Below are 25,495 nucleotides of genomic sequence, written 5' to 3'. Positions count from 1 at the left end.
CAGTTCAACTGATTAATTACAAGGAGTCTCCTGTGTCTAAAACCATCGATATTATTGCTCGTCAGACCGCCAGTAAAACCGTCCTCAACAGCCAGGGAAACCTGTCTGTCTTACTGACCGAACCGAGCGTAGTGCAGATCCACGGGGCTCCGGCCGATGTAGAACGCTATGTACGCCAGGGGAAAGACCTGCTCATCTACATGAAAGATGGCTCGGTTATCCGCTGCAGTAACTATTTTGACGCTTTCGGCGAAGAGGATGGAAAACAGTCTGAGCTGGTATTTATGGATGATAACCAGCAGTTAACCCATATTACGTTTGCTGAAACGGGTGAAAGCCTGGGAATGGGACAGGTGGCGCTGACGCCGCAGGCGACGCCAATTGCCAGCATTGAACCGTTTATTGAACAGAGTGCGCTGGATAACATGCCGTGGGGCTGGATTGCGGGCGGCGTGCTGCTGGGCGGCGGTATCGGCGCGTTGCTGGCGAACGACAGCGGTGGAAGCAATCACACCACGGTGATTGATAACACCAAACCGGTTGAGACGGCGAAACCGTCTTTTGTCGTCTCTGACGATCAGGGCGATAAGCAGGGTGTATTGAGCAGCAATGCGCTGACTGACGATACCACGCCGACCTTCTCCGGTACCGGGCAGCCGGGCAGCACCATCCAGATTAAAGACAGCAGCGGCAATACCATTGCCAGCGCGATGGTGGGCAGTGATGGAACCTGGAAAGTCACCTTACCAGCCCAGGACGCGGGCAAGCATACCTGGAGCGTCGTGCAGATTGACGGCAGCAAAACCACTGACGGGGGCAAAATTACTCTTGAGGTGGTCACGGCGAAGGCCAGTATTACAGCGGACACCGTTAGCGGCGACAACGTGATTAACGCCAGCGAGGCGGCAAGCGCGGTGGTGATGAGTGGTCAGTCGAAAGAGCTGGCGGCGGGCACGAAGTTGACCGTTACCCTGAATGGTAAAACCTACACCACCGAAGTCGGCGCTAACGGTAGCTGGCAGGTTTCGGTGCCTTCTGCTGATATTGGCAAGCTGGCGCAGGGTACGCACCAGGTGAAAGTGACGGGCACTGACAGCACCGGTAACACCATTACCGGCGAGCAAACCCTGACGGTAGATACCCAGGCGCCGAATGCAACGATCAATAAACTCACCGACGACAATATCCTCAACGGCGGTGAACTGGCGACAGCACAGAGCCTGAGTGGCACCACCGATGCGGAAGTGGGGCAGAAGGTGGTGGTGAAAATCGGCGATAAGAGCTGGACGACCACGGTGCAGGAGGGCGGCAAATGGCAGATCTCCATCGATGCGGATGCGCTCTCTTCACTGCCGCAGGGAGCGAACGCGATTAGCGTCACGGTAAGTGATAAAGCGGGTAACGAAACCACCACTACCGGCAGCGTGACGATTAGCAGCGTAGGCCCTGCGCTAACGGTCGAGAGTCTGACCGACGATAACGTACTGAATGCGCAGGAACAATCGGAAGTACAGATCCTGAGCGGTACCACCGATGCCGCGCCTGGCAGCAAGGTCGAAGTCACAATTAACGGCACCACGATTATCGGCGCTATCTCCAGCGACGGTAAGTGGAGCGCGCCCCTGACGCCTGCGTTGATTAGTCAACTTCAGCAGGGCGAACATACTGCGCACATCACCATCACCGACGCTGCGGGCAACGTCAGCAGCGGTAGCCACACTTTCACCCTGGCGGCTGAAACGCCGATCATTGAAATTGATGAGATCAACGGCGCACAGACCCTGAACGCGGATAGCGTCAGCCAGCCGTTGACCATTTCCGGCACCACCAACCTGGATGTGGGCACGGCGTTAACCGTTAGCCTGAACGGCCAGACCTATCAATCAACCGTCGAAAGCGCGGCGAGCGGCGGCAATTGCTGGTCGGTCACGGTTCCGGTAGAAGACCTTGTATCGCTGGATAACACCACTTATGCGGTGACAGTTACCGGTGAAAATGCTATCGGCAATGCGGTGGAAAACAGCGGCAAGCTGGTGGTGGATACCCTGTCGCCAACGGTCACGCTGAACACGGTGGCGGGCGACAACTTGCTGGGCGTCGATGACGTCGCGCAGGCGCAAACCATCAGCGGTTCGGTCAACTATGCGAAGGCGGGCGACAAGGTTGCGGTCTACCTGAACGGGATCCTGCTGGACACAACGACGGTGCAAAGCGATCTGAGCTGGGCACTGGATGTCTCAGCTCAGCAGCTTGAAGCGCTGGGCGACACGCAGGTCAATATCACCGCCACGGTGACCAACTTCAGCGGCAACAGCGCCAGTACCCATGGCGCGTTTTTCATCAGCGCTGGCCTGCCTGGTATCGGGGTCGATATTGTCTCAGGCGATGACATCATTAACGCCATTGAACTCAATCAGTCTCTGACCATTAGCGGTACCAGCAGCCACATTCAGGAAGGCACAACGGTAGAACTTGATATTAACGGCCACGCATTTACCGCGCAGATTGGCCCCGGTGGTCGCTGGCAGACGGGCATCAGTAGCGAGCAGTTGAAAGCGCTGGTACAGGATCAAACCAGTCTGACCATCAACGTGTCGGCAGATGATAAATTCAATGTGGTAACGGGTAGCCACGGTGTCACCGTTGACCTTAATCCGGTCGCCGTTTCCATCGACCCGGCGACGGGCGATGACATGCTCAACGCCGCGGAAAAAGGGGCGGGGATCACCCTCAGCGGCATGACGCAGAATGTAGAAGCGGGTCAGACCGTTGTCATCCGTATTGGCGGCTCGACGCTGACCGCCACCGTCGGGGAAGACGGTCACTGGCAGCGCGAAGTACCAGCAAGCGTCCTGTCGAATCTGGCAGATGGCGCGGCGGATATTCAGGTCAGCGTCACCAATACCAGCGGCAACACTGCCAGCAGCGGCCGCCAGATTACCGTGGATACACAGCCGCCGTCGGTGAGTATCGATTCTCTTACCGACGACAATATTCTTAATGCGGCGGAAGCCAGCGATCCGGACGGGCAAATCCTCAGCGGCGTAACCTCGGCAGAGCCGGGGCAAACGGTGAAGGTGATGCTGAACGGCAAGCCCTATTCCGCCCAGGTTGCGGCGGATGGCACCTGGAGCGTGAAGATCCCAACGGCGGATCTGGCGGCTCTGGAGCAGGGCCCGCAAAGCGCGACCGTGACGGTGGAAGATCGCGCAGGCAACAGCAGTAGCTCCTCTCAGGTGATCCTCGTCGATACTCTGGCGCCAACGGTGAGTATTGAATCCTTTACCGCTGATAACGTCATCAACCAGAGCGAGCATGGCCTGGCGCAGGTTATCTCCGGCGCAAGCGTCGGTGGTGTGGCGGGCGACAGCGTGATCGTGACCCTGTGGTACGGCATCGAAGCGGATGCACCGAGCGAGACGTTTACCACCATCCTTGATGCCGCAGGACGCTGGAGTATCGGCATCCCTGCCGACAAAATCGCCGCGCTTTCTGCCGGGGAGGCGAAAATCACGGCCAGTATCACCGACAAAGCGGGCAATACAGGTGGGGACGAAAATATCTTTACCGTAAGCCTGGCGCCGCCGGAAGTGAGTATTCACAGCGGTATTGCTCAGGATGACGTGATTAACGCCATCGAAAAAGGCGAGAGCCTGACTATCGGCGGCACCAGCAATCAGCCTGGGCGACAGATTATTGTGACCCTGAACGGGCGTGAATATCAGGCCACCGCGAATACCGATGGCGAATGGTCGGTGACGGTTTCACCTGCAGATCTCGCGTCGCTTGGCGAAGCGCAATACACCATCAGCGCAAGCGTAACGGACAGCGCAGGCAACAGCAGTTCGGACAGCCATAACGTGCTGGTCGATACCGCTGCGCCACAGGTGATCATTCGCGGGCTTGAGGGTAATGCCGACGGTGTGATCAACGCCGAGGAATTAAGCAATGGCCAGGTGCTGAAAGGCTATGTGGTCAATGCGGAACCCATGAGCATCGTAACGGTAATCGTGGGCGGCGTGACGAAGTCCGCGGAAGTCGACAGTAACGGTGAATGGTCGATTGAATTAACCGAAGGGGAGCTTACCGGGCTGGGCGACGGCGTGCTGAATTTCACCGCGGAAGTCACCAATGCCCACGGCAACCGCGGCGTCGGTGAATATCAGGCGGAAATTGACGCCGATATTCCGGGGATCCGTATCGATACCGTCGCAGGCGACGATGTGGTTAACCTGATTGAACACGGCGCGGCGGTTGTTATCAGCGGCTCGACAAGCGGCGTGGATGCCGGGGCGCAGGTAGTTGTCATCGTCAACGGGCAAACCTACACCGACACGCTGCATACGGATGGAAGCTGGTCAGTGATCGTTCCGCAGGAGGATGTCGCGCGCTGGCGGAACGAAGAACTGAAAATTGAAGCCAGCGTCGCAGACCAGGCCGGCAACAGCGGAGGCTGGGAACACACCATTGATGTGGATCTGGACGCGGTAGCGATTTCAATTGAGAGCGTCACCAGCGATAACGTAGTTAACGCGGTTGAGCAGAAGCAGCCACTGCTGCTTCAGGGCAGCACCGAAGGCGTCGAGGCGGGTCAAACGGTCACTATTCTGTTTGGCGGACATCAGTACACCACGACGGTGGATGAACATGGCGACTGGCGCTACAGCGTATCGCCTGCCGATCTGAGCACCCTACGTGAAGGTGATGCCACAGTCCAGGTGAGCGTCAGCAACCAGAATGGCAACCAGGCGCAGAGCGCACAGGGCTATTCCGTCGATCTCAGCCCCCCGACGCTGATTATCGATGCCGTTACCGGTGATAACGTGATTAACGCCGCTGAAGCGGAGGCCGGTTTTGTTATCTCCGGACAGACCAACGCCGAGCCGGGACAGAGCGGTCATGTGACCTGGAATGGCAAGGCTTACCCGATAACCGTCGATGCAGACGGTCGCTGGTCGGCCACGGTGGATGCCGCAACGGCGGCGGAGATGCCACAGGGGGCGCAGCAGGTTGTTGTCACCCTGACCGATAAAGCCGAAAACAGCACCAGCACCAGCCAAACGCTGCTGGTGGATACCCGTGCGCCGATTGTCACCATCGATAAGGTGGGCGGCAGCGATAACATTCTCAACAGCAGCGAACATCGCCAGTCGCAAATCATTAGCGGCAGCGTCGAGGGCGCATCGGCGGGCGATAAAGTCACCGTCACGGTCGGTAGCGGCAGCGATGCCTGGACTCTCACCACCGTGCTTGACGCCGCCGGACGCTGGAGCGTAGGGATGCCTGCGGATGCGGTAAGCAAACTGGGCGAAGGAAAACAAACGGTTAGCGTACAGGTGACGGATAGCGCCGGGAACCAGACCACTACGCCGCATGATTTTAACGTCGCGCTGACCGCACCGGAAATCGCCATTGATGCGCTGGACAACGCGGGCGTCATCAATGCCCAGATGCGCGGTGATGGCATCACCCTCACCGGCACCAGCAACCAGTACGGCGTCGAAATTACGCTGACGCTGAACGGCAAAAATTATACCGCGACCACAGACGCGGCGAACGGGACGTGGCGGGTTGATCTCTCACCTGCGGATCTGGCGCTGCTGGGCGAGGCGGGCTACACACTGGTAGCCAGCGTGACCGATGCCGCGGGTAATACCGCCAGCGCCAGCCAGTCGGTGCTGGTGGATACCGCCTCTCCGGTGATTGTGATAGCCGGGCTGCAACATAACGACAATGTGATTAATCTCGATGAACTCACGACTACGCAGGTACTCACCGGCACCACGCAGAACGTCGAGGCCGGACAAAAAGTCATCATCACTCTCGGCGGGAAAGAGTACGAAGCTGCGGTGGCTGAGAGTGGCGACTGGTCGCTGGAACTGCCGACAGACCTGCTGGAAGCGCTGGGCGACGGACGCCTGACTGCAACGGCCGCCGTCACCAACGTGCACGGGAATAGCTCGCAGAATCAATATCAGTTCACTATTGATATTGATAAGCCTGGCATCCGCATCGACACCGTATCGGGCGATGATGTTATCAACATCATCGAGCATCAGCAGGATCTGCTGATCAGCGGTAGCGTAGAGGGCGCGATTGCCGGCGCTCAGGTTCAGGTCACGGTCAACGGCGTGATGCACACTACCACGCTGCATGGGGACGGAAGCTGGTCGCTGACGGTAGATGCGGATGAAGTGGCAGGCTGGAGCGGTAGCGAGGTGGCGATTAGCGCGAGCGTGGATAACGTCAACGGCAACCAGAGCACCATTGACCACAAGGTGGCGCTGGATCTCAGCGCGGTGGCGGTAACTATTGATCCCCTCGCTGAAAATGATGTGCTGAATAAGGCCGAGCATAGCGCGACGCTCTCTCTGGGCGGCGCGGTGGCTGGCATTGAAGACGGGCAGTTCGTCACCGTTACCTTTGCCGGGCATCGTTATGAAGTGGAAGTGAGTGGTGGGCGCTGGGCGCTCGATGTTGCCGCCACGGACATGGGCAACCTGAAAGATGGCGTAGCCAGCGTCAGCGTCAGTGTCAGCAACATTAACGGCAACACCGCATCCGCAGAACGCCAGTTGCTGGTTGACCTGACGGCACCGACAATCAGCATTGATACGTTAGCGCTGGATAACCAGGTTAACGATGCCGAAGCGCGCGCAGGCTACACGATAAGCGGAACCACCAGCGCAGAAGCGGAACAAGATGTGACGATTATCTGGCTCGGTAATACTTACACCACCAAAGTCACGCCATCTGGCACCTGGAGCATTTCGGTTCAAGCCGTGCCTGATGCCGCAACGCTTGATCAGGGGCTGCAAACGGTAGTGGTTTCGGTGAGCGATAAAGCAGGCAACAGCGCCAGCCAGACGCACAGCGTTAATGTCGACACCCTGGTTCCGGAACTCACTCTGAACCTCGTCACTGGCGATAACAAACTGAACGCCACGGAATTAACTCAGGCGCAGATTATCTCCGGCACCTGCCTGAATGCAGAACCGGGCGCCGTCGTGACTGTCACCTTCAATAGTAAAACCTATACCACTGTGCTCGATAGCGACGGCAACTGGCAGCTTGGCATTCCTGCCCCTGGTGCGCTGGATGCGGGCGATTACCCGCTGGAGGTCACTGTCACCGACAGTGCGGGCAACAGCGATAAGCTGATCAGCAATGTGCAGGTGGTGCTGAGTCTGCCGGACATTAACATCAACCCGGTCGCCACGGACGATGTCATAAACGCGATTGAGAAAGCCGCGGGCATTACCCTTAGCGGTACCAGCGATCAGCCAGGGCGCGAGATCCTCATCACCCTGAATGGCCGCGACTATACCGCACTGGCGGATGGCGACGGCAACTGGCAGGTGAACGTCTCCCCGGCCGATTTAGCCGCGCTGGGTGAAGCCAGCTATGTTATTTCCGCCAGCGTCACCGACGAGGCGGGCAACCATAAAAGCACCACTCACCAGGTGACGGTCGATACCGCCGCGCCACAAATCACCATCACACCGCTGGCGGGCGATGACGTGATTAACCTGGAAGAGAGCAAGCAGGTGCAGTATCTCAGCGGCACCGTGAAAAACGCAGAGAAGGACAGCCCGGTGGTGGTCACGATTGGCGGCCAAACCTATAACACCACGGTTGACGAAAACGGCACCTGGAAAGTGGCTATCCCGGAGGATACGTTCAGCGCCTTTGGCGATGGCGCGCTGACGGCGACGGCGACGGTCACTAACGCCCACGGTAACAGCGGCAGCACCGACTATGCGCTGAGTGTAAATACCGGCGTGCCGGGGCTGCGTATTGATACGGTGGCCGGTGATGATGTGATTAACATCCTTGAAGCCCGATCTGAGGTGACAATCAGCGGTACCAGTACCAACGTCGTGAAAGGTCACGATATTACGGTGACGATCACCGGTTTGCGCAATGGGGTAGAGGAAACCACCACCTATACCACTCAGGTGAATGGCGACGGTCGCTGGTCGGTGATTGTGCCTGAATCGGATGTCAGCGCGTGGCAAAACGGCGAACTGACTATCGTTGCCAGCGCGGAGAACGTGGCGGGCAACGCAGGCAGCAGCATTGGCCATCTGGCGCAGGTTGATCTGAATGTTATTGCCGTGAGCGTTGATCCTGTCACTACCGATAACGTTATCAATGCCGTTGAACGGGGTGACGGTATCACTCTGACGGGCAGTACCTCCGGCGTGGAAGCGGGCCAAATGGTCTCGATTACGTTTGCCGGGCATCAGTATCAGGCGCGGGTCGAGGAGGATGGGAGCTGGGCGCTGGAGGTGGGGTCAACCGACCTGGCGGGGCTGCGCGACGGTTCTGCCAGCGTGCAGGTGAGCGTCAGCAGTGTGAATGGCAATCAGGCGCAAGCGGCACGCCAGTACGAAGTGGACGTTAGCGCACCGGCGCTGAGTCTCGAAAGCGTTGCCGAAGATAACGTCATCAACCTGGCGGAAACCGAGAACGGCTTTGTGATCAGCGGCTTTAGCAGCGCTGAACAGGGGCAACGCGTTGAAGTAGAGTGGAACGGCGAGTGGATCGGTGGGGTCGTGGACAGCAAAGGCGCGTGGAGCATTGAACTGCCTCCGGCGCAGAGTGCGTTAGAACAGGGGGATTTCCCGCTGGAACTGCGTGTAAGCGATCTGGCGGGTAATGAAACCACCCTGACCTGCAACGTGACGGTAGACACGCGCGCGCCGGTTATCGAAATTGCGACCATCGCAGATGACAATATTCTCAACGTCAGCGAATACGCTCAGGCGCAAATTATCAGCGGCACCTGCACGGACGCGGAACCGGGCGCTATCGTCACGGTTGAACTGGGCGGCGAAACCTACACCACGGCGCTCGATGACCAGGGGAAATGGAGCATTGGTTTACCGGCTTCCGCCGTGTCCGGGTTGAACGAAGGGCAAAACACGCTGATGGTGACGGTTGCCGATAGCGCGGGCAACGTCGGGAGTAAAGAAGGCGTATTAACCGTCAACACCACGTTGCCGGAGATTGTCATCAACAAAGTGACGGATGACGACGTCATCAACCAAACGGAAAAGGGCCAGGATCTGGCGATTACCGGCACCAGCAACCAGCCGAATCAAACCATCACCGTTACCCTGAACGGCTTACTTTACACCACCACGGCGAATGCGGCGGGCGACTGGTCTGTCAGCGTACCGCCTTCGGCGCTCGCGTCTCTTGGCGAAGCCAATTACACCATTAGCGCAAGCGTAACCGATGCCATTGGCAACCACAAAACCGACACCCATAACGTACAGGTGGATACCACGCTGCCGCAGTTGAGCATCAACAGCATCGCGGGCGATAACATCATTAACGACGATGAAATCAAAACCGAACAGGTGATTAGCGGCCAGGTGATTAACGCGCAGGCGGGGCAAAAGGTCTACATCGATATCGGTTCAGACCAGCCGCTGGAAGCGGTGGTTCAGCCTGACGGTACATGGCAGGTTGGCGTGGACGCCGCCACCTGGCAGAGCATCGGCTATGGCGAGCTGACGGTGAAAGCCTGGGTGGAAAACCAGCACGGCAACCGCGGCGAGGCGAGCCGCGAAATCCTGCTGGATGTCTCCTATCCGTCGATTCGCGTTGATACCGTGGCGGGCGATGACGTGATCAACGCCATTGAACTGAGCAATAACCTGGTGATTTCCGGCAGCTCCACGGGGCTGGATATCAGCAAGGGGCTCTCTGTCATCATCAACGGTAAACCTTACGTCGCGGCGCTGGAAGCGAACGGCGACTGGAGCGTGTCGTTCTCCGCCGCCACCATGGCGGACTGGCTGGAGGGCGATCTGGTTATCACGGTAACGGGCACCAACGCGGCGGGCAATGTGCAGAATATTACGCACACGGTCATTGTGGATACGCAGGCCGTGGCGGTCTCCATCGATACGCTGTTTGGCGACGATCGCCTGAACGCGGCGGAGCAGGGTGTGGAACAGACCCTGAGCGGCACAACGCTCGGAGTGGAAAACGGTCGTGAAGTGGTGGTCACGCTCAACGGAAAACAGCACATCACCACCGTGACCAACGGCGCGTGGTCGCTGAAGGTGAGCGCCGATGACCTGAATGCGCTGCGCGACGGCCTGACGACGGCCGAGGTGACTGTCTCGAATTTGCACGGCAACGTGGCCAGCGCCGGGCGGCAGTTCATCGTTGATAGTGAAGCCCCGATGGTGACGGTGAACACCGTGGCGGGTGACAACGTTATCAACCTTGCGGAAGCGACCGCGGGCGTAACGATAAGCGGCGCGACTAATGCGGAAGTCGGCCAGACGGTGAGCGTCTCCGTGGGCGGAACGCTGCTGGGTGAGGCGCAGGTTGTCGCGGGCGGAAGCTGGAGCCTGGTGCTCGATCCAGGCAAACTCGGCGCGCTGGCGCAGGATCAGAACGATCTTCAGGTGACGGTAACGGACAAAGCCGGAAACAGCACGACGGTGACGCATGGCGTACTGGTCGACACCGTAGCGCCTGGCGTCACGATGGACGACCTCACAGCGGACAACGTACTGAACGCCAGCGAAGCAGGACAGGCGCAGGTTATCAGTGGTAGCAGTACAGGTACCGTGGCGGGTGACAAAGTGCTCGTCATGCTCGGCACGCAAACCTACTCGACGATTGTCGATGCCAGCGGGCACTGGAGCGTGGGGGTGAAAGCCAGCGATCTGGCAGCGTTGCAGGATGGTAGCCATAACATCACCGTTGCCATTACCGATGCGGCGGGCAACACCGGCACGCAGAACTTCCCGATTGCGCTTGATACCGCGTTACCGGTGCTGACCATCAACAGCATTGCTGGCGACGATATTCTGAGCAGTGAAGAACGTTTGCAGGATCTCGTCATTACAGGTACGTCAGACATCCTGCAGGCCGGTGTTCCGGTGACGGTGCGCCTGAATGGCAAAACCTACACTGGCACCACCAGTGCGGATGGCACCTGGTCGGCGGTGGTACCGCAGGCCGATCTTCCGGCGCTTCTTGATGCTCAGCAGTATGAAGTGAGCGTCAGCGCCAGCGATGCCGCGGGCAATATCGGCCACAGCAGCCGCCCGCTGGATATTCAGGTCAGCCTGCCGCGCATCACCATTGATACCATTGCCGGTGATGACGTGGTGAACAATGTGGAGGCTGCCAACGGCATCACCATTACGGGCTCTACGGATGTGGCCGTGACCGACGTCACCGTCAGCATTGGCGGGAAAAACTACACGGCGGTGCTGGGCGCGGATAACAAGAGCTGGTCGCTGAATCTGGATAACGAAACCCTCAAAGGGCTGGGTGACGGCACGCTGGAGGTCAGCGTGACGGCAACGGACAGCAATAACAACCAGGGTAGCGCCGGACGTGAAATGACCATCGACGCCAGCCTGCCGGGGATCCGTTTCGACACGGTGGCGGGCGATGACATTATCAACGCCGCCGAGATGGGGCAGTCTCTGTGGGTGAGTGGTACCAGCGAGCATATCGCTAAGGGAACGCCGTTCACGCTGACATTGACAGATTCCAGCGGTGTGATTTTCACGTCCGAGAACGTGCTGATTGGCAACGACGGGCGCTGGATTGTCGAGATCCCACAGGCATTTGTCGGGGCACTGGAAAACGGTAGCGCAACCCTGACCGCCAGCGGGGCAAACCTTTCGGGCAATGCCGTTTCCGTTAGCCACACGGTTGACGTGGTGACGGCAGGGCCGGCTATCTCGATTGACGCGCTGACCGATGACAATATCGTCAACGCCCGCGAAGCGAGCGATGGCGTTCAACTCACCGGTAGCAGCTTCGGGGCAACTGAAACTAACGTGGTTGTGGTGTATGTGGCAGGCCAGCGCCTGGAGACCACCATTCAGTCAGACGGAAGCTGGGCTGTTACCGTCAGCGACGCGGTATTTGCCGCGATTAAAGACGGCAGCGTGACGGTGGAAGCCAGCGTCACGGCGGGCAACGGCAACATTGGCAGCGCCAGCGGCAGCTTTATTCTCGACACCCTGCCGCCTGTGCTCACCCTTGTTCCGTTAACGGCGGATAACATCGTTAACGCCAGCGAAGCGCAGGCAACGCAGATCCTGAGCGGTTACAGCAACGCAGGCGAAGGGCAGACCGTTACCGTAACGGTAAACGGTGAATCGCTGACGGCGCTTATCGAGGCTGATGGTCGCTGGCAGGTGGACGTCCCGGCCAGCGTCTTTGACGGTATTCTTAGCGGCAGCGTGACGTTTACGGCCAGCGTGAATGATGTGGCCGGAAACAACGTGACGCAGACGCGCGAGGTAGAGGTGGATGCGGTTATTCCGCAGGTTAGCGTCCATGCGCTGACCGATGACAACATCATCAACGCCAGCGAAAAAGGCCAGGCGCAGGTGATCAGCGGCACCAGTACCAATAGCTCGCCGGGCGATGCGGTGACGGTGACATTGAACAATGTTACCTATCAGACGGTGGTTGACGCGAACGGCGCGTGGAGCGTCGGTATCCCGGCCACTGAAATGGCTAAACTGCCGGAAGGGAAAAACAGTTTCGAGGTGGTTATAGCTGACCGCGCTGGCAACCAACAGATCCTGACGCCGGAATTTAGCGTCAATACCGGGAAGCCGGTACTGACCATCAACACCATTGCTGGCGATGATGTCCTGAACGCCAGCGAAAAAGGCGAAGGGCTGACGCTTACCGGGAGCAGCAACCTGCCGGAGAACAGCGACGTGCTGGTGACGCTTGCCGGGCTGAGCTACACGGTTAAAACCGACAGCAGCGGTAGCTGGAAGGTGGACGTGAGTGCGACGGATCTGGCGACGCTTGGCGAAGCGAAATATATCGTCACCGCCAGTGCGGTCGCCAGCGATGGCAATACCGTCACGACCACGAAAGAGATGCTGGTTGATACCAAAGCGCCGGATGTCACCGTCGCGGTGATTGCCGGGGACGATATCGTAAGCCTGGCGGAATCGCAGGGCATGGTGCAAATCAGCGGCAGCGTGACCGGCGCCAGCGCAAATAACAGCGTGGTGGTCACGTTGGGCGGCCTGGCGGCGAAAACGACTATCGTCGATGCGGGCGGCAACTGGAGCGTTTCTTTGACGCCAACAGAGCTGGCCGCGCTGGGCGATGGGCCATTGACGGCCACGATTGCTGTGACCAACGACCACGGTAACGTCGGTACTGCGAGCCGTGATTTTACCCTCGACACGGGCGTGCCGGGTATTCGTATTGATGCTATCAGCGGCGATAACGTACTGAACAGCGCGGAAATGGCGCTGGATGTGTGGGTGACAGGGATGACCTACGGCATCGAACCGGGCGCAACGGTGATGGTCGACATTAACGGTGAGAAGCATAGCGCCTCTGTGAACCCGGACGGTAGCTGGGCGCTTAGCGTGCCGCAAAGCGAGGTTGCCGGGTGGGCTGACTCTCTGACCGTTTCGGCATCCGTTACCGATAATGCAGGGAATCAGGCGACGATTGCCCAGGATGTGCAGATTGATGATGCTCCTGTCTCTGTCGCAATCGATGCGATCACCGCTGACAACGTGCTCAACGCCGCTGAAAAAGCGGGAGAGGTCGTGCTGAGCGGCACCACGACAGGGATTGAGAATGGACGTACCGTTACCCTGATCCTGGGCAATAAGCAGTACACCGCCCAGGTGTTTGACGACAAATGGAGCACCACGCTTGCGGCAGGAAGCCTCACGGGGCTGCGCGATGGCGATGTGACAGTGCAGGCGAACGTCAGCAACGCCAGCGGTAACAGTGCATCCAACGCGCATATTTTTGAAGTGGATACGCGCGCGCCGGTACTGGCGATTGATCCGGTGACGGCAGACAACATTCTGAGCGGTGCGGAAATTGCTCAGGGCATCACCCTGACCGGCACCAGCGATGCTATCGGCCAGCAACTGACGGTGACGGTAAATGGTCAACCGCTTACCACGACGGTGAATGCGGATGGTCGCTGGTCGCTGCCGGTCAACGCGGGCATTCTGACCAATATTGGCGAAGGGCTTAACACTATCACCCTTGCCATTGCGGATGCCGCGGGCAACAGCACGCAGAGTAGCCACTCGGTGCTGGTCGATACGCTGGCGCCAGAACCGACCCTGAACACGATTGCAGGAGATAACATCCTCAACGTGACGGAACTGGGCCAGGCGCTGGTGATAAGCGGCGGGTCGACCGGCGGCAGCATTGGCGATACGGTGAGCGTGATGCTCAACGGTGTTGTCTACACCACGCAACTGGACAGTAACGGCGAGTGGGCCGTTGGCGTTCCGGTGGCGGATGTGGCGGCGCTGACGCAGTCGAGCTACGAGGTCAGCGTGACAATCGCTGATAGCGTCGGCAACAGCAATAGCACTTCGCAGACGATTACTCTCGATACCGGCATTCCGGATCTGAGCTTTAACCTGCTGGCAGGGGACGGCGTGCTGAATGCCCTTGAGCAGATGCAGCCGCTGGAGGTCTCCGGCACCAGTACGCTGGCGAAGGATACGGTGGTGACGGTAACGCTCAACGGCGTGAACTACCTGACCACCGTGGGCGATGGCGGAGTATGGTCTGTATCGATTTCTGCTGATGCGCTGGCGAAACTGGGGGAAGCCGACTACACGCTGACGGCCAGCGCCACGGGCAGCACCGGGAACAGCGTAACGGACACCACCTCACTGCTGGTGGATACCCGTGCGCCGACCATTACCATTCTCCCGGTTTCCGATGATGACATTATCGGCATGGCTGAAATGGACGGCATCGTCACCCTGAACGGTACCGTTAGCGGTGCAGTAGTAGATGATGACGTGACGGTGGTTATCGCCGGGCAAACATATACCACCCAGGTGAAGAGTGACGGAAGCTGGACGCTGGATCTCCCGCAGGGTGAACTGGCGGGGCTTGGCAGCGGGCCGCTGACCATTGTGGCAAGCGTGACCAACGGGCATGAGAACGTCGGTACGGGCCAGCATGGTATTACCCTCGACAGTACCAAACCGGGCATTCGCATCGACAGCGTCACGGCGGATAACACCCTGAACCTTGCAGAGCGGGAAAGCGAACTGCTGATAAGCGGCACCACCACCGATGTTGCCACGGGCAGTATCGTCACGGTGCGGGTCAATGGCGATGAGGTTGGCACAGCCGCGACCCTGGCTGATGGGTCATGGTTGCTGAAACTCACTCCGGCACAGATGAAGGCGTGGAGCGGAGACTCCATTACCGTTACCGCTCAGGTCGATAATATCAGCGGTAACGACGCCGAAATTAACGAACAGGTGGCGCTGGATTCGCGTGCAACCTCTATCGCCGTTCACCCGATTACCGGTGATAACGTGGTCAACGCCGTGGAGAAAGCGGGGGCGATCGTCCTGACGGGCGAGACGACCAATATCGATAACGGGCGCACCGTCACCGTGACTGTCAACGGCAAACAGTTTACCGGTACGGTGCAGGATAACGCCTGGAGCGTGACGCTGGATGCGGGCGCGCTGAACGGGTTGCGTGACGGCGATGCCGTGGTGCAGGTGAGCGTTTCCAATGCCAGCGGCAACAGCGCCAGCAACATCCTTGGTTTCGTGATTGATACCACCGCGCCGACGGTAGTGATTGATTCCATCACCGATGACAACGTGCTGAACGGTACGGAAGCCGGGGCGATCGTCACCGTTTCGGGCTCCACGACCGCAGAAGTGGGTCAGACCGTGACGGTAAATATTGGCGGCGTCGAAAGAGACGCGCTGGTGACGGCTGGCGGCTTGTGGAGCGTGGACTTTGACGCCGGATTGTTGAATAACCTTGAGCAGGGGCTGGCAAGTGTGAACGTCAGCGTCAGCGACAAGGCAGGCAACCCAGGCTCCGGCAGCCATACCTTCCTGGTGGATACCGAGGCACCGACAGTAGAGGTCAATGACCTTACCGCCGATAACATTATCAACGCGGCAGAAAAAGGCCAGGCGCTGGTGATCAGCGGCACATCCGTAGGCGCAACGGCGGGTGACGAGGTGCTGGTCGAATTTAACGGCCACCAGTACACTACCGTGGTGGACGCCAACGGCGAGTGGCGCGTCGGTGTGAAAGCGGAAGATATGAGTGACCTGGCAGGCGGTAGTAAGACCCTGACGGCGACCATTACCGACAGCGCGGGCAACAGCTTTACCAGCGATAAAACGTATCAGGTCGATCTTGGCGTGCCGACGCTGACCTTTGACGATATTGCCGGTGATAACGTGCTGAACGCGCTGGAGCGCGGCGCGGATCTGGTCATCAGCGGTCAGAGCAGCGGACTGGAACCTGATACCACGGTAACGATCACGTTGGGCGGGCGGCAGTATACGGCGCAGACTAACACCGACGGCGATTGGTCGCTGTCCGTCGCGCCTGCCGATCTGGCCCTGCTGGGCGATGCGGGTTACACCCTCACCGCCAGCGCCAGCAGCGTTAACGGCAACCCGGTCTCCGGCAGCGCGCAGTTGCTGGTCGACACGCGTTTACCGGTAGTGCATATCAATACGGTCGCGGGCGATGATGTCATTAACGACGCAGAAGCGACCAGCAATGTCACGATTTCGGGCACCGTTAGCGGCGCTGATGTGGACAATTCCGTTCAGGTTATCGTAGGCGGCAATACCTATACGACGCAGGTGGGTGCGGGCGGCGTGTGGTCAGTAACCGTGCCACAAGCCGATGTCGAAGGCTTTGGCGACGGCCCGCTGACGATTGTCGCCAGCGTGGAAAATAGCCACGGTAATCGTGGTTCGGATAGCCGCGATATTGCGGTGAACACCGATATTCCGGGGATCCGCTTTGATACGGTGGCCGGTGATGATGTGCTGAACAGCATCGAACTGGGCCAGGCGCTGGTGGTCACGGGCACCAGTAGTGGGCTGGCTGCCGATACCACTCTGACCCTGACCGATGGTCTGGGGGGAAGCTGGACGGGTAACGTTAACGCCGACGGAAGCTGGGCTGTTCCGATTCCTCAGAATATCCTGACAGGCTGGGCGGCAGGCACTATTCAGCTTAGCGCCAGCGCGCAAAATGAAGCTGGCACCACAACCTCAATGCATCACCAGGTGACGGTAGATGATGCGGTTGTCGCCATCTCTATTAATGCCTTTACCGCTGATAACGTTCTCAACGCGATTGAGCGCGGAGAAGCGCTGACCGTCAGCGGCGCAACAACCGGTGTTGACGCGGGTCAGACCGTAACGGTGATGCTGGCAGGAAAAGCCTGGACGGCTGACGTGAAGAGTGACGGCTCCTGGTCATTCAGCGTCCCGGCCGGGTCGCTCAATAGCCTGCGTGATGGTTCTGCGACCGCCAGCGCAAGCGTCACCAACAAGCACGGCAATAGCGCCAGCGCGGAGTGGGCATTCAGCGTGGATGCCACCGCACCGACGATAAGCATCGCGCCGGTCACGGCCGATAACGTGCTGAATAAAGTGGAGGCAGACGGCGCAGTCACCCTGAGCGGCACCACCAGCGCTGAACCGGGGCAGAGTGTGAGCGTGATGATTAACGGCCAGGCCTATGGCGACCCGGTTAGCGTCAATGCGGACGGTAGCTGGAGCCTGACGCTTGCCGAAGGGGAGCTGGCGACACTGCAACAGGGCAGCGCGACCGTGACGGTCAGCGTAACTGATAAAGCAGGCAACAGTACCACCGCTACCCATCAACTGACCGTGGATACCCTCGCGCCGACGGTCTCCATCGATACGGTCTCCGGCGATAACATCATCAACACGGCGGAGCAGCAGCAGGCGCTGGTCATCACCGGCGGCAGTACGGGCGGCACCGCTGGCGACACCGTGGTTGTGACGGTGGGCACTGGCTCTTACACCACGCAACTGGATGCGCAGGGACGCTGGAGCGTCGGCGTACCGGCTGACGCGATGCAGGCGCTGGATGCAGGCCCACAGACCATTACGGCGCAGATAACCGATAAAGCGGGCAACGTCGGAACCGAAACGCACCCGGTGACGGTCGATAATGGCGAGCCGTGGTTGAGTTTTGATGACATCGCTGATGATAACGTACTGAACGCGGTTGAGCAGGGGACGACCCTGACCATCAGCGGCGGCAGCGACGGTCTGACGGCGGGCGCGCTGGTTACGGTGACGCTGAACGGCAAAAACTACACCACTCAGCTTAACGGCGAAGGGCGCTGGTCTCTGGAGGTTACGCCTGCGGATCTGGCGTTGATTGGCGACGGTCAGTATACCGTTACCGCCAGCGCCAGCAGCGATGCGAACAACCCGGCAACGGGCTCGACCGCGCTGACGGTCGATACCCGCGCGCCGACGCTGACCATTAACACCATTACCGATGACGACATTCTCAACAAGGTTGAAGCCGCAGGTGAACTGATCATCAGCGGAACGGTTTCGGGCGCGGCGCCAAACGACACGGTTTACGTGCTGCTGGCCGGGAAAACCTATGAAGCGAAAGTCGATGCCAGCCTCAACTGGCAGGCTACCGTTCCGGCGGGCGCGCTGAGCGATGTTGGCAACGGTGAGCTGACGGTGACTGCCAGCGTGACGAATAGCCATGGCAACTCTGGCAGCGTACAGCATGACTTTATGGCCGACTACCGCGAACCGGGACTGCGTTTTGACGTCGTCGCGGGCGATGACGTGGTGAACCTCAGCGAGCATCAACAGGCTCTGGTGGTGAAAGGCACCAGCGACGATCTGCCTGCGGGCACGAAGGTGACGCTGGTCGCCAACGGGGTCAGCTACAGCGGCCTGGTGGCGGCAGACGGTAGCTGGTCGGTCGGCATTGACGCCGCACAGGTGAAATTGTGGGGTGAAGGCAAGCTGGTGATGAGCGTTAGCGCCACCAGCCCGGCGAATAATCCGGTGGTGATTGAGCATGAAATCACCGTCGATCTGTCGCCGGTATCCATCTCTGTCAATGACATCACCGCTGATAACGTACTGAATGCCCAGGAGATGACGCAGAATCTGACCCTGAGCGGCAGCACGACAGGCGTGGAGCAGGGGCAGACCGTTACCATTACCTTTGGCGGCAATGTCTACAGCGCTATCGTCGCTGCGGATGGAACCTGGAGTCAGGTGATCCCGTCGGCCGCGCTGTCGGCACTGCGCGATGGCACGGCGCAGTTCTCGGTGTCGGTAACGAATAAAGTGGGTAATCCGGCGAGCGCCAGCCATGAGTACCAGGTGGATACTACGCCGCCGCACGTCACGCTGGATCCGGTGACTGCCGATAACGTGATTAACATTGCCGAAGCGGCAGCGGGCGTTGCCGTCACGGGTACCACCAATGCGCCGGAGGGCACACCGGTGACATTAACCCTGAACGGCGTCGAGTACAGCGGCAGCGTGCTGGCTAATGGCGTCTGGCAGGTTGATTTGTCGCCACAGGCGCTGGCGACCCTGGCGTCCGGGCAGTATAGCTGTACGGTAACTATCGCCGATGCGGCGGGGAACCCAACGAGCGTCAGCCAGACGGTTGCGGTGGATATCACGCCGCCGGGTGTCAGCTTTAATACCACGGCGGGCGACGACATCATTAACCTGGAAGAGCACGGCCAGGCGCTGGTGGTGAGCGGTACGACGGTGGGAACCGTGGCGGGGAATACCGTCACGGTTATCTTCGGCGGCCACGAGTTCAGTACTGTCGTTGATGCTAACGGCAAATGGAGCGTTGGTGTCCCGGCGGATATTGTTTCTGAGCTGAACAACGGCACGGTCGACATTACCGCGAAGGTGACTGATAGCGCGGGTAACGCCACCACGCAGGGCAAAGTGGTGACAGTGAATACCTCGAATATCCTGTTGACTCTGGACACCCCGGCGGTGGATGGCGTGCTGAACGCCAGCGAGCAGAATAAAGCGTTGACCCTGAGCGGATCGAGCAGTGGCCTGCCGGAAGGTAGCGAAGTGACGATCACCCTGAATGGCCAGAGCTACACCGCGTATGTGGCGGGCGATCGCTGGACGACCACCATCCCGAAAGCCGACCTGGCGCTGCTGAGCGATGGTCAGCGTTACACCATTTCGGTCAGTGCGAAAGATAGCGCCGGGAATATCGGCCAGGCGGGGCAATCGTTGCTGGTTGATACCACGCCGCCGGAAATCATCATTTCGCCGGTTTCGGGCGACGGCATGCTTAATGCCATCGAACAGGGACAGGCGCTGGTGATTAGCGGCTCCACGACGGCAGAAGCCGGGCGCACCCTGACGCTGACCGTTAACGGTAAGAGTTACAACGCCACGGTGAACAGCGATGGTAGCTGGCAGACCACGGTGCCGAAAGCGGATGTGGCGCTGATGGGCAATGGCACGGTGCAGGTAGATGCGATGGTCAGCGATGCTTCCGGCAACCTCGGCAGCAACAGCGAGACCTTTGTGGTGGATACCGTTGCGCCTGTCGTCACCATCAATGTGGTTGCCGGGGATGACCTGGTGAACTCACCGGAACAACTGGTGGCGCAGAAGGTGAGCGGTAAAGCGGAAGGCGCAGCCGGGCAGACCATCACCGTTGAACTCGCCGGACGAACCTATACGGCGAAAGTGGCGGCGGATGAAAGCTGGGAAGTGACCGTACCGGCACTGGATTTTGTCGGCCTGGTGGATGGCAAATACACCATTACCGCCACCGTGAAGGATGCGGCAGGCAACACGGGCAGCGGCACTCATGTGGTGACGCTGAGCGGGGAAAAACCGGTCATTGCTATCAACACCATTGCGCAGGATGACGTGATCAACGCTGCTGAACGCGGGCAGAGCCTGACGATCTCCGGCACCACCACGGCACCGCAGGGGCAGAAAGTCGTGGTGACGCTCAACAACACGACCTATGAAACCACCGTTCAGGCGGGCGGGATCTGGTCGGTGCTGGTTGGCGCCGTGGCGCTGATGGCGTTAACTGACGGTAACGCTTATGAGGTGAAAGCCAGCGTTACCAATACCATTGGCAACAGCGGCGAAAGCGTGCATGGCATCAGCGTTGACCTGACGCCGCCGCAGATGACTATCTCGATTGATAGTCTGACCAGCGATAGCGGGTTAGTCGCAAACGACTTCATCACCAACGTCGGCAATGTGGTGCTGAACGGCAAACTCAGCGCGGCGCTGGAAGCCGGTGACAAAGCGCAGATAAGCCTGGACGGCGGCGTGAGCTGGATTGATCTGCTGGTAAACGGTATGCAGTGGAGCTACGCCGACGGCCGCGCGCTGGAAGATGGCACCCACAATTATCAGGTGCGCGTTGTGGATCAGGCGGGCAACGTGGGCGCAACCGACAGCCAGAACGTGGTGCTCGATCGCGTCGCGCCGGACGCCAGCCAGAGCATCGTTATCGACCGCATCTCCAGCGATACAGGGATTGCTGACGATGACTTTATTACCGCCAGTAAGGATTACGCGCTGGAAGGTCATCTGGGGGCAGCGCTGAAAGCGGGTGAGCATCTGCAAATCCGCATTAACGGTGGCGCATGGATAGAACTGGAGGTTAACGGCACCGGTTGGGTCTACGCCAACGGCACGCCGCTGGACGACGGGACTTATGCCTATCAATTGCGCGTTATTGATGATGCGGGCAACGTCGGCCAGACCGCCAGCCAGACCGTGATCGTTGATACGGTACGCCCGGATGCGGCGAACCTGATTACCATCACCCATATCTCGGACGACAGCGGCCTGAGCGACAGCGACTTTATCACCAACGATAAGACGCTGACGATCCACGGCTCGCTGGTCAGCACGCTCCAGCCGGGCGAGTACGTCCAGATCAGTATGGATGGCGGCCTCACCTGGGTGAACGCCGTCGCTATCGGCACCACCTGGTACTATAACGATACGCAGGTGCTGGACGATGGCGCGCATGACTACTGGGTGCGTGTGGTCGATTCCGCGGGCAACGTGGGGGCGACAGACAGCGCAACGGTGACTATCGACACCGTGAAACCGGACGACGCCACGACCATAACCGTGGACAGCATCTCTGATGACACGGGCTACAGCGACAGTGACTTCCTGACCAATGACAACACGATCACGCTCTACGGAACGCTGGGCGCGTTGCTGAAGGGGGATGAACACGCGCAGATTAGCCTCGACGGCGGCAAGACCTGGGTGGATGTGGTGGTCAACGGCACCAACTGGCGCTACACCGACACCCGCCTGCTGGAGGATGGTGAAAACCTCTATCAGTTACGCGTCGTTGATAACGCCGGGAACGTTGGGCAGACCACCGAGCAAATCGTCACGGTCGATACCCAGGCACCGGGCGGCGTCACCAAAGTGGTGGGCTATATCGATAACACCGGGTCGGATACCGGGAACTTCGGCGCAAATACCACCACGGATGAGCGCTTACCGGTTCTGCGCGGTACGCTGCTGGAAGCGTTGAAAACCGGGGAGTTCGTCCGGGTGTATGACAGCAACGGCGACTACCTGGGACGCGCCAGCGTAACGGGAATGGAGTGGACGTTTGCGCTGACGGAACCGCTGCGCGATGGACAGACTTATGGCTACCAGGCGGCGGTTGTCGATGCGGCAGGTAACGAAGGCACGCTCTCCGATGTGATGAATTTCACGGTCGAGCTGCCCGTCACCATCAATGACCAGGATACGCTGGATGCGACGCCTATCATTAGCGGCACGCTGAATTTTGCCCGCTATGCGGACGAATACCTGGAAGTCACCATTAACGGAACCACTTACAGTTCGCGCACCGGGGATGTGGTTATCGAGCCGAACAAAAATAGCTGGTACGTGCAGTTGCAGGATTCGCATGCGCTGGCAGTGGGAACGTATGACGTTGCTGCGGTGTTGTACAACAAAGATGGTCAGGAGATCAGCCGGGATAAAACCGGCAGTGAACTGACGGTCGCCGCCGCGCCGGTGATCAGTTTCAGCTCAACGGCGGCAACGACATCTGATAGTGGTACCGCGATGACCATCGGGGAAGACGGTACGTGGCGGATCCTGAGTAACTCCACCATCTTTACCCAGAATGGCACCTCCTCGTCGACGCTGGGATCGTTTGCCTCGGTGTCGTTAAACGGCACCGACCGCCAGCAGTCCTCATCGTTTATCGACTTCGATCGCGATGGTCTGATGGATTTGCTGGGGGCGGATACGGATTACGCTAATGGACAGCAGTCGTTTAAGTACAACAGCGACGGTTCCTATACCACTTTCCAGGTGGGGTCTTACGGCGTGAATGGGCAAACCAACGATGGTAACGCCAATACCTATTCATGGTGGGCAGGCGTTGTTGGTATCGACTTTGATGGTGATGGTTACGTTGATGTCGCTTATGGCGATGGCACACCAAACGACTCTGAGGCGCGTGGTGGCTATGATTCCCAGTTGGTGATGAATACCGATGGCACCATCCTTGGGTTTGATAAAACCGGAGCCTATGTTTACACCTCCACAACTCAGGATGGTGTGGCCTCAACCAACAACAACAACGCCCAGCCAAGCCGTGAATTGTCGGGCGTCGACCTGAATAACGATGGTTATGTCGACCTCGCCTACCACGGTACCGGCGGTAGTAACGTGACGTCGAAAGGGGGCTCAAGCTCGTCGGATAAACGTCTGGTAATTGTCAGCAACGGTGTAAATGATTCCGGGAATATGACGCTGACGAATACTCAGGTTGTGACTGACGTGTTCTACGGCAATACCGGGACAACCACTAACCGCTTTACCACCATGATGTGGGCCGATCTGAACGGCGATGGCTTTATGGATCTGTTTATCAGCGGCCTGAGCGGACAGGGCGGAACGTATGGCGCGAATAGCGCGGTGTTCTATAACGATGGTAAGGGGAACCTGACGCAGGCGGCCACCGGTGTGGGCGCGGGTTACAGCGTTCAGAATATGGGGGATTCCATCAACAGTATGACCTCCATCGCTGTGGACTGGAACGGCGACGGCAAGATGGACGTCATCGAAATCGCCGGACAAGCGGCAACCAGTTATTCCGCAACGGATGCCAACAACATTGTCGCACTGTGGACGAACCAGGGCACCAACCAGACGACCGGGCAGGTGAACTGGAGCCTGCCGACGACGCTGCTGCAAGGGGCAAACCTGGTCGGGAAAGAAACGACTGGCGGGCTGGCAATCGACCTTGATTACGACGGCGACCGCGACCTGGTGGTATTCAGGGCGCAGGGCGGGGCAACCGCCTACGTCGAAAACAAGAGCGTCATCAAAGACGGTACCAGCATGATCCTGCGCCTGACCGACGCCAACGGCATCAACGTCTTCTACGGCAACACGGTGCTGCTGGTGGATGAGGCTACGGGCAAAGTGGTCAGCTCGCAAATCATCAACCCGCAGGGCGGCGTCAACATGAACGACTCGACGGCGCTGGTTTACTTCTACGGGCTGGATGCCAGCAAGTCGTACAGCGCGGTACTGCTGGCGAACGGCAATCACTACGGCGGCGTGGATTCATTCGCCTTTGATGACTCCGGTACGCGCACCACAGTGACTAACGTCAACAGTAGCTGGGCCGGGCTGAAGGCGGTGGAGAAAAACCATGCTTACGTTCTGACGGCAGAGAGCGGCAGCAACGCCGCCGACAGCGCGCTGGCTGCGGATGATGCCAACAACGCCACCGGTATTCTGGGAACGGGCTACAACGACACCCTGTATGCCACCGCGGGCACGCATGTCTATAACGGCGCGGGCGGTAGTGTGGTGGTCTCCGATGAGAACGTCTGGAGTTCGACGGGCGGGATGGACATTGTGGACTACAAACTGGCGGGCGATACGGCGCTGAAGGTTGACCTGAGTAATGCCAACGCGCAGGAAACTGGCTTTGGCAAAGCGACATTCGTCAATATCGAAGGCGTGGCGGGCGGCGGCGGCAACGATGTGTTTACCGGTAGCATCGGGGACAACATCTTCGAAGGCCGTGGCGGTGACGACACCTTCAACATCGGCAACGGCGGTCAGGACACCCTGCTGTACAAGCTGCTCAATGAAAGTGATGCCACCGGCGGCAACGGTAGCGATGTGGTGAAAGGCTTCACGCTCGGCACCTGGGAAGGCACGGCGGATTCCGACCGTATCGACCTAAGCGAACTGTTGCAGGGCAGCGGCTACACGGCCAATGAAAGCGCCCACTACATTAACGGTATCGCCCAGATGGACGACCCGGACAGTGAACTGCTGAACTATCTGAAGGTGACAACAGACGGCAGCAACACGCTGATTCAGGTTGACCTGACCGGGCAGGGCGGTGATTTCACCACCCTGGTAACGTTGAACGGCGTCCAGACCGACCTTGCCACGCTGCTGGCAAACCATCAGTTAATCGTGGGTTAACCCTTAACAGACCCGTCCGCCGTGGGCGGCGGGTCTTTGCAGTTCTTTTAGCCTGACGGAGAAATCCTGTCAGGCGCTTTCATATCTTTACCGCCCGGGCGGGATAATGGTGAACGGTTTATCCGGACAAACCGCTGGCTTATCCCGCCAGGCTACCACAGGAAGTGATAATA

Annotated in this window: 1 protein-coding gene; it reads left to right on the top strand. The window is 59.0% G+C overall.

Annotation, left to right across the window (positions count from 1 at the left end; translation table 11 throughout):
* Positions 1 to 32 precede the first annotated feature (32 nt).
* Positions 33 to 25,322, top strand: a complete 25,290-nt coding sequence (locus tag VSR74_RS08300; RefSeq protein WP_347794222.1) for an Ig-like domain-containing protein — start codon at positions 33 to 35, stop codon at positions 25,320 to 25,322.
* The last annotated feature ends 173 nt before the right edge of the window (positions 25,323 to 25,495 follow it).

The sequence above is a fragment of the Pseudocitrobacter cyperus genome (assembly GCF_039889165.1).
Classification (GTDB): Bacteria; Pseudomonadota; Gammaproteobacteria; order Enterobacterales; family Enterobacteriaceae; genus Pseudocitrobacter; species Pseudocitrobacter cyperus.
This window is presented reverse-complemented; position numbering and strand designations above follow the sequence as displayed.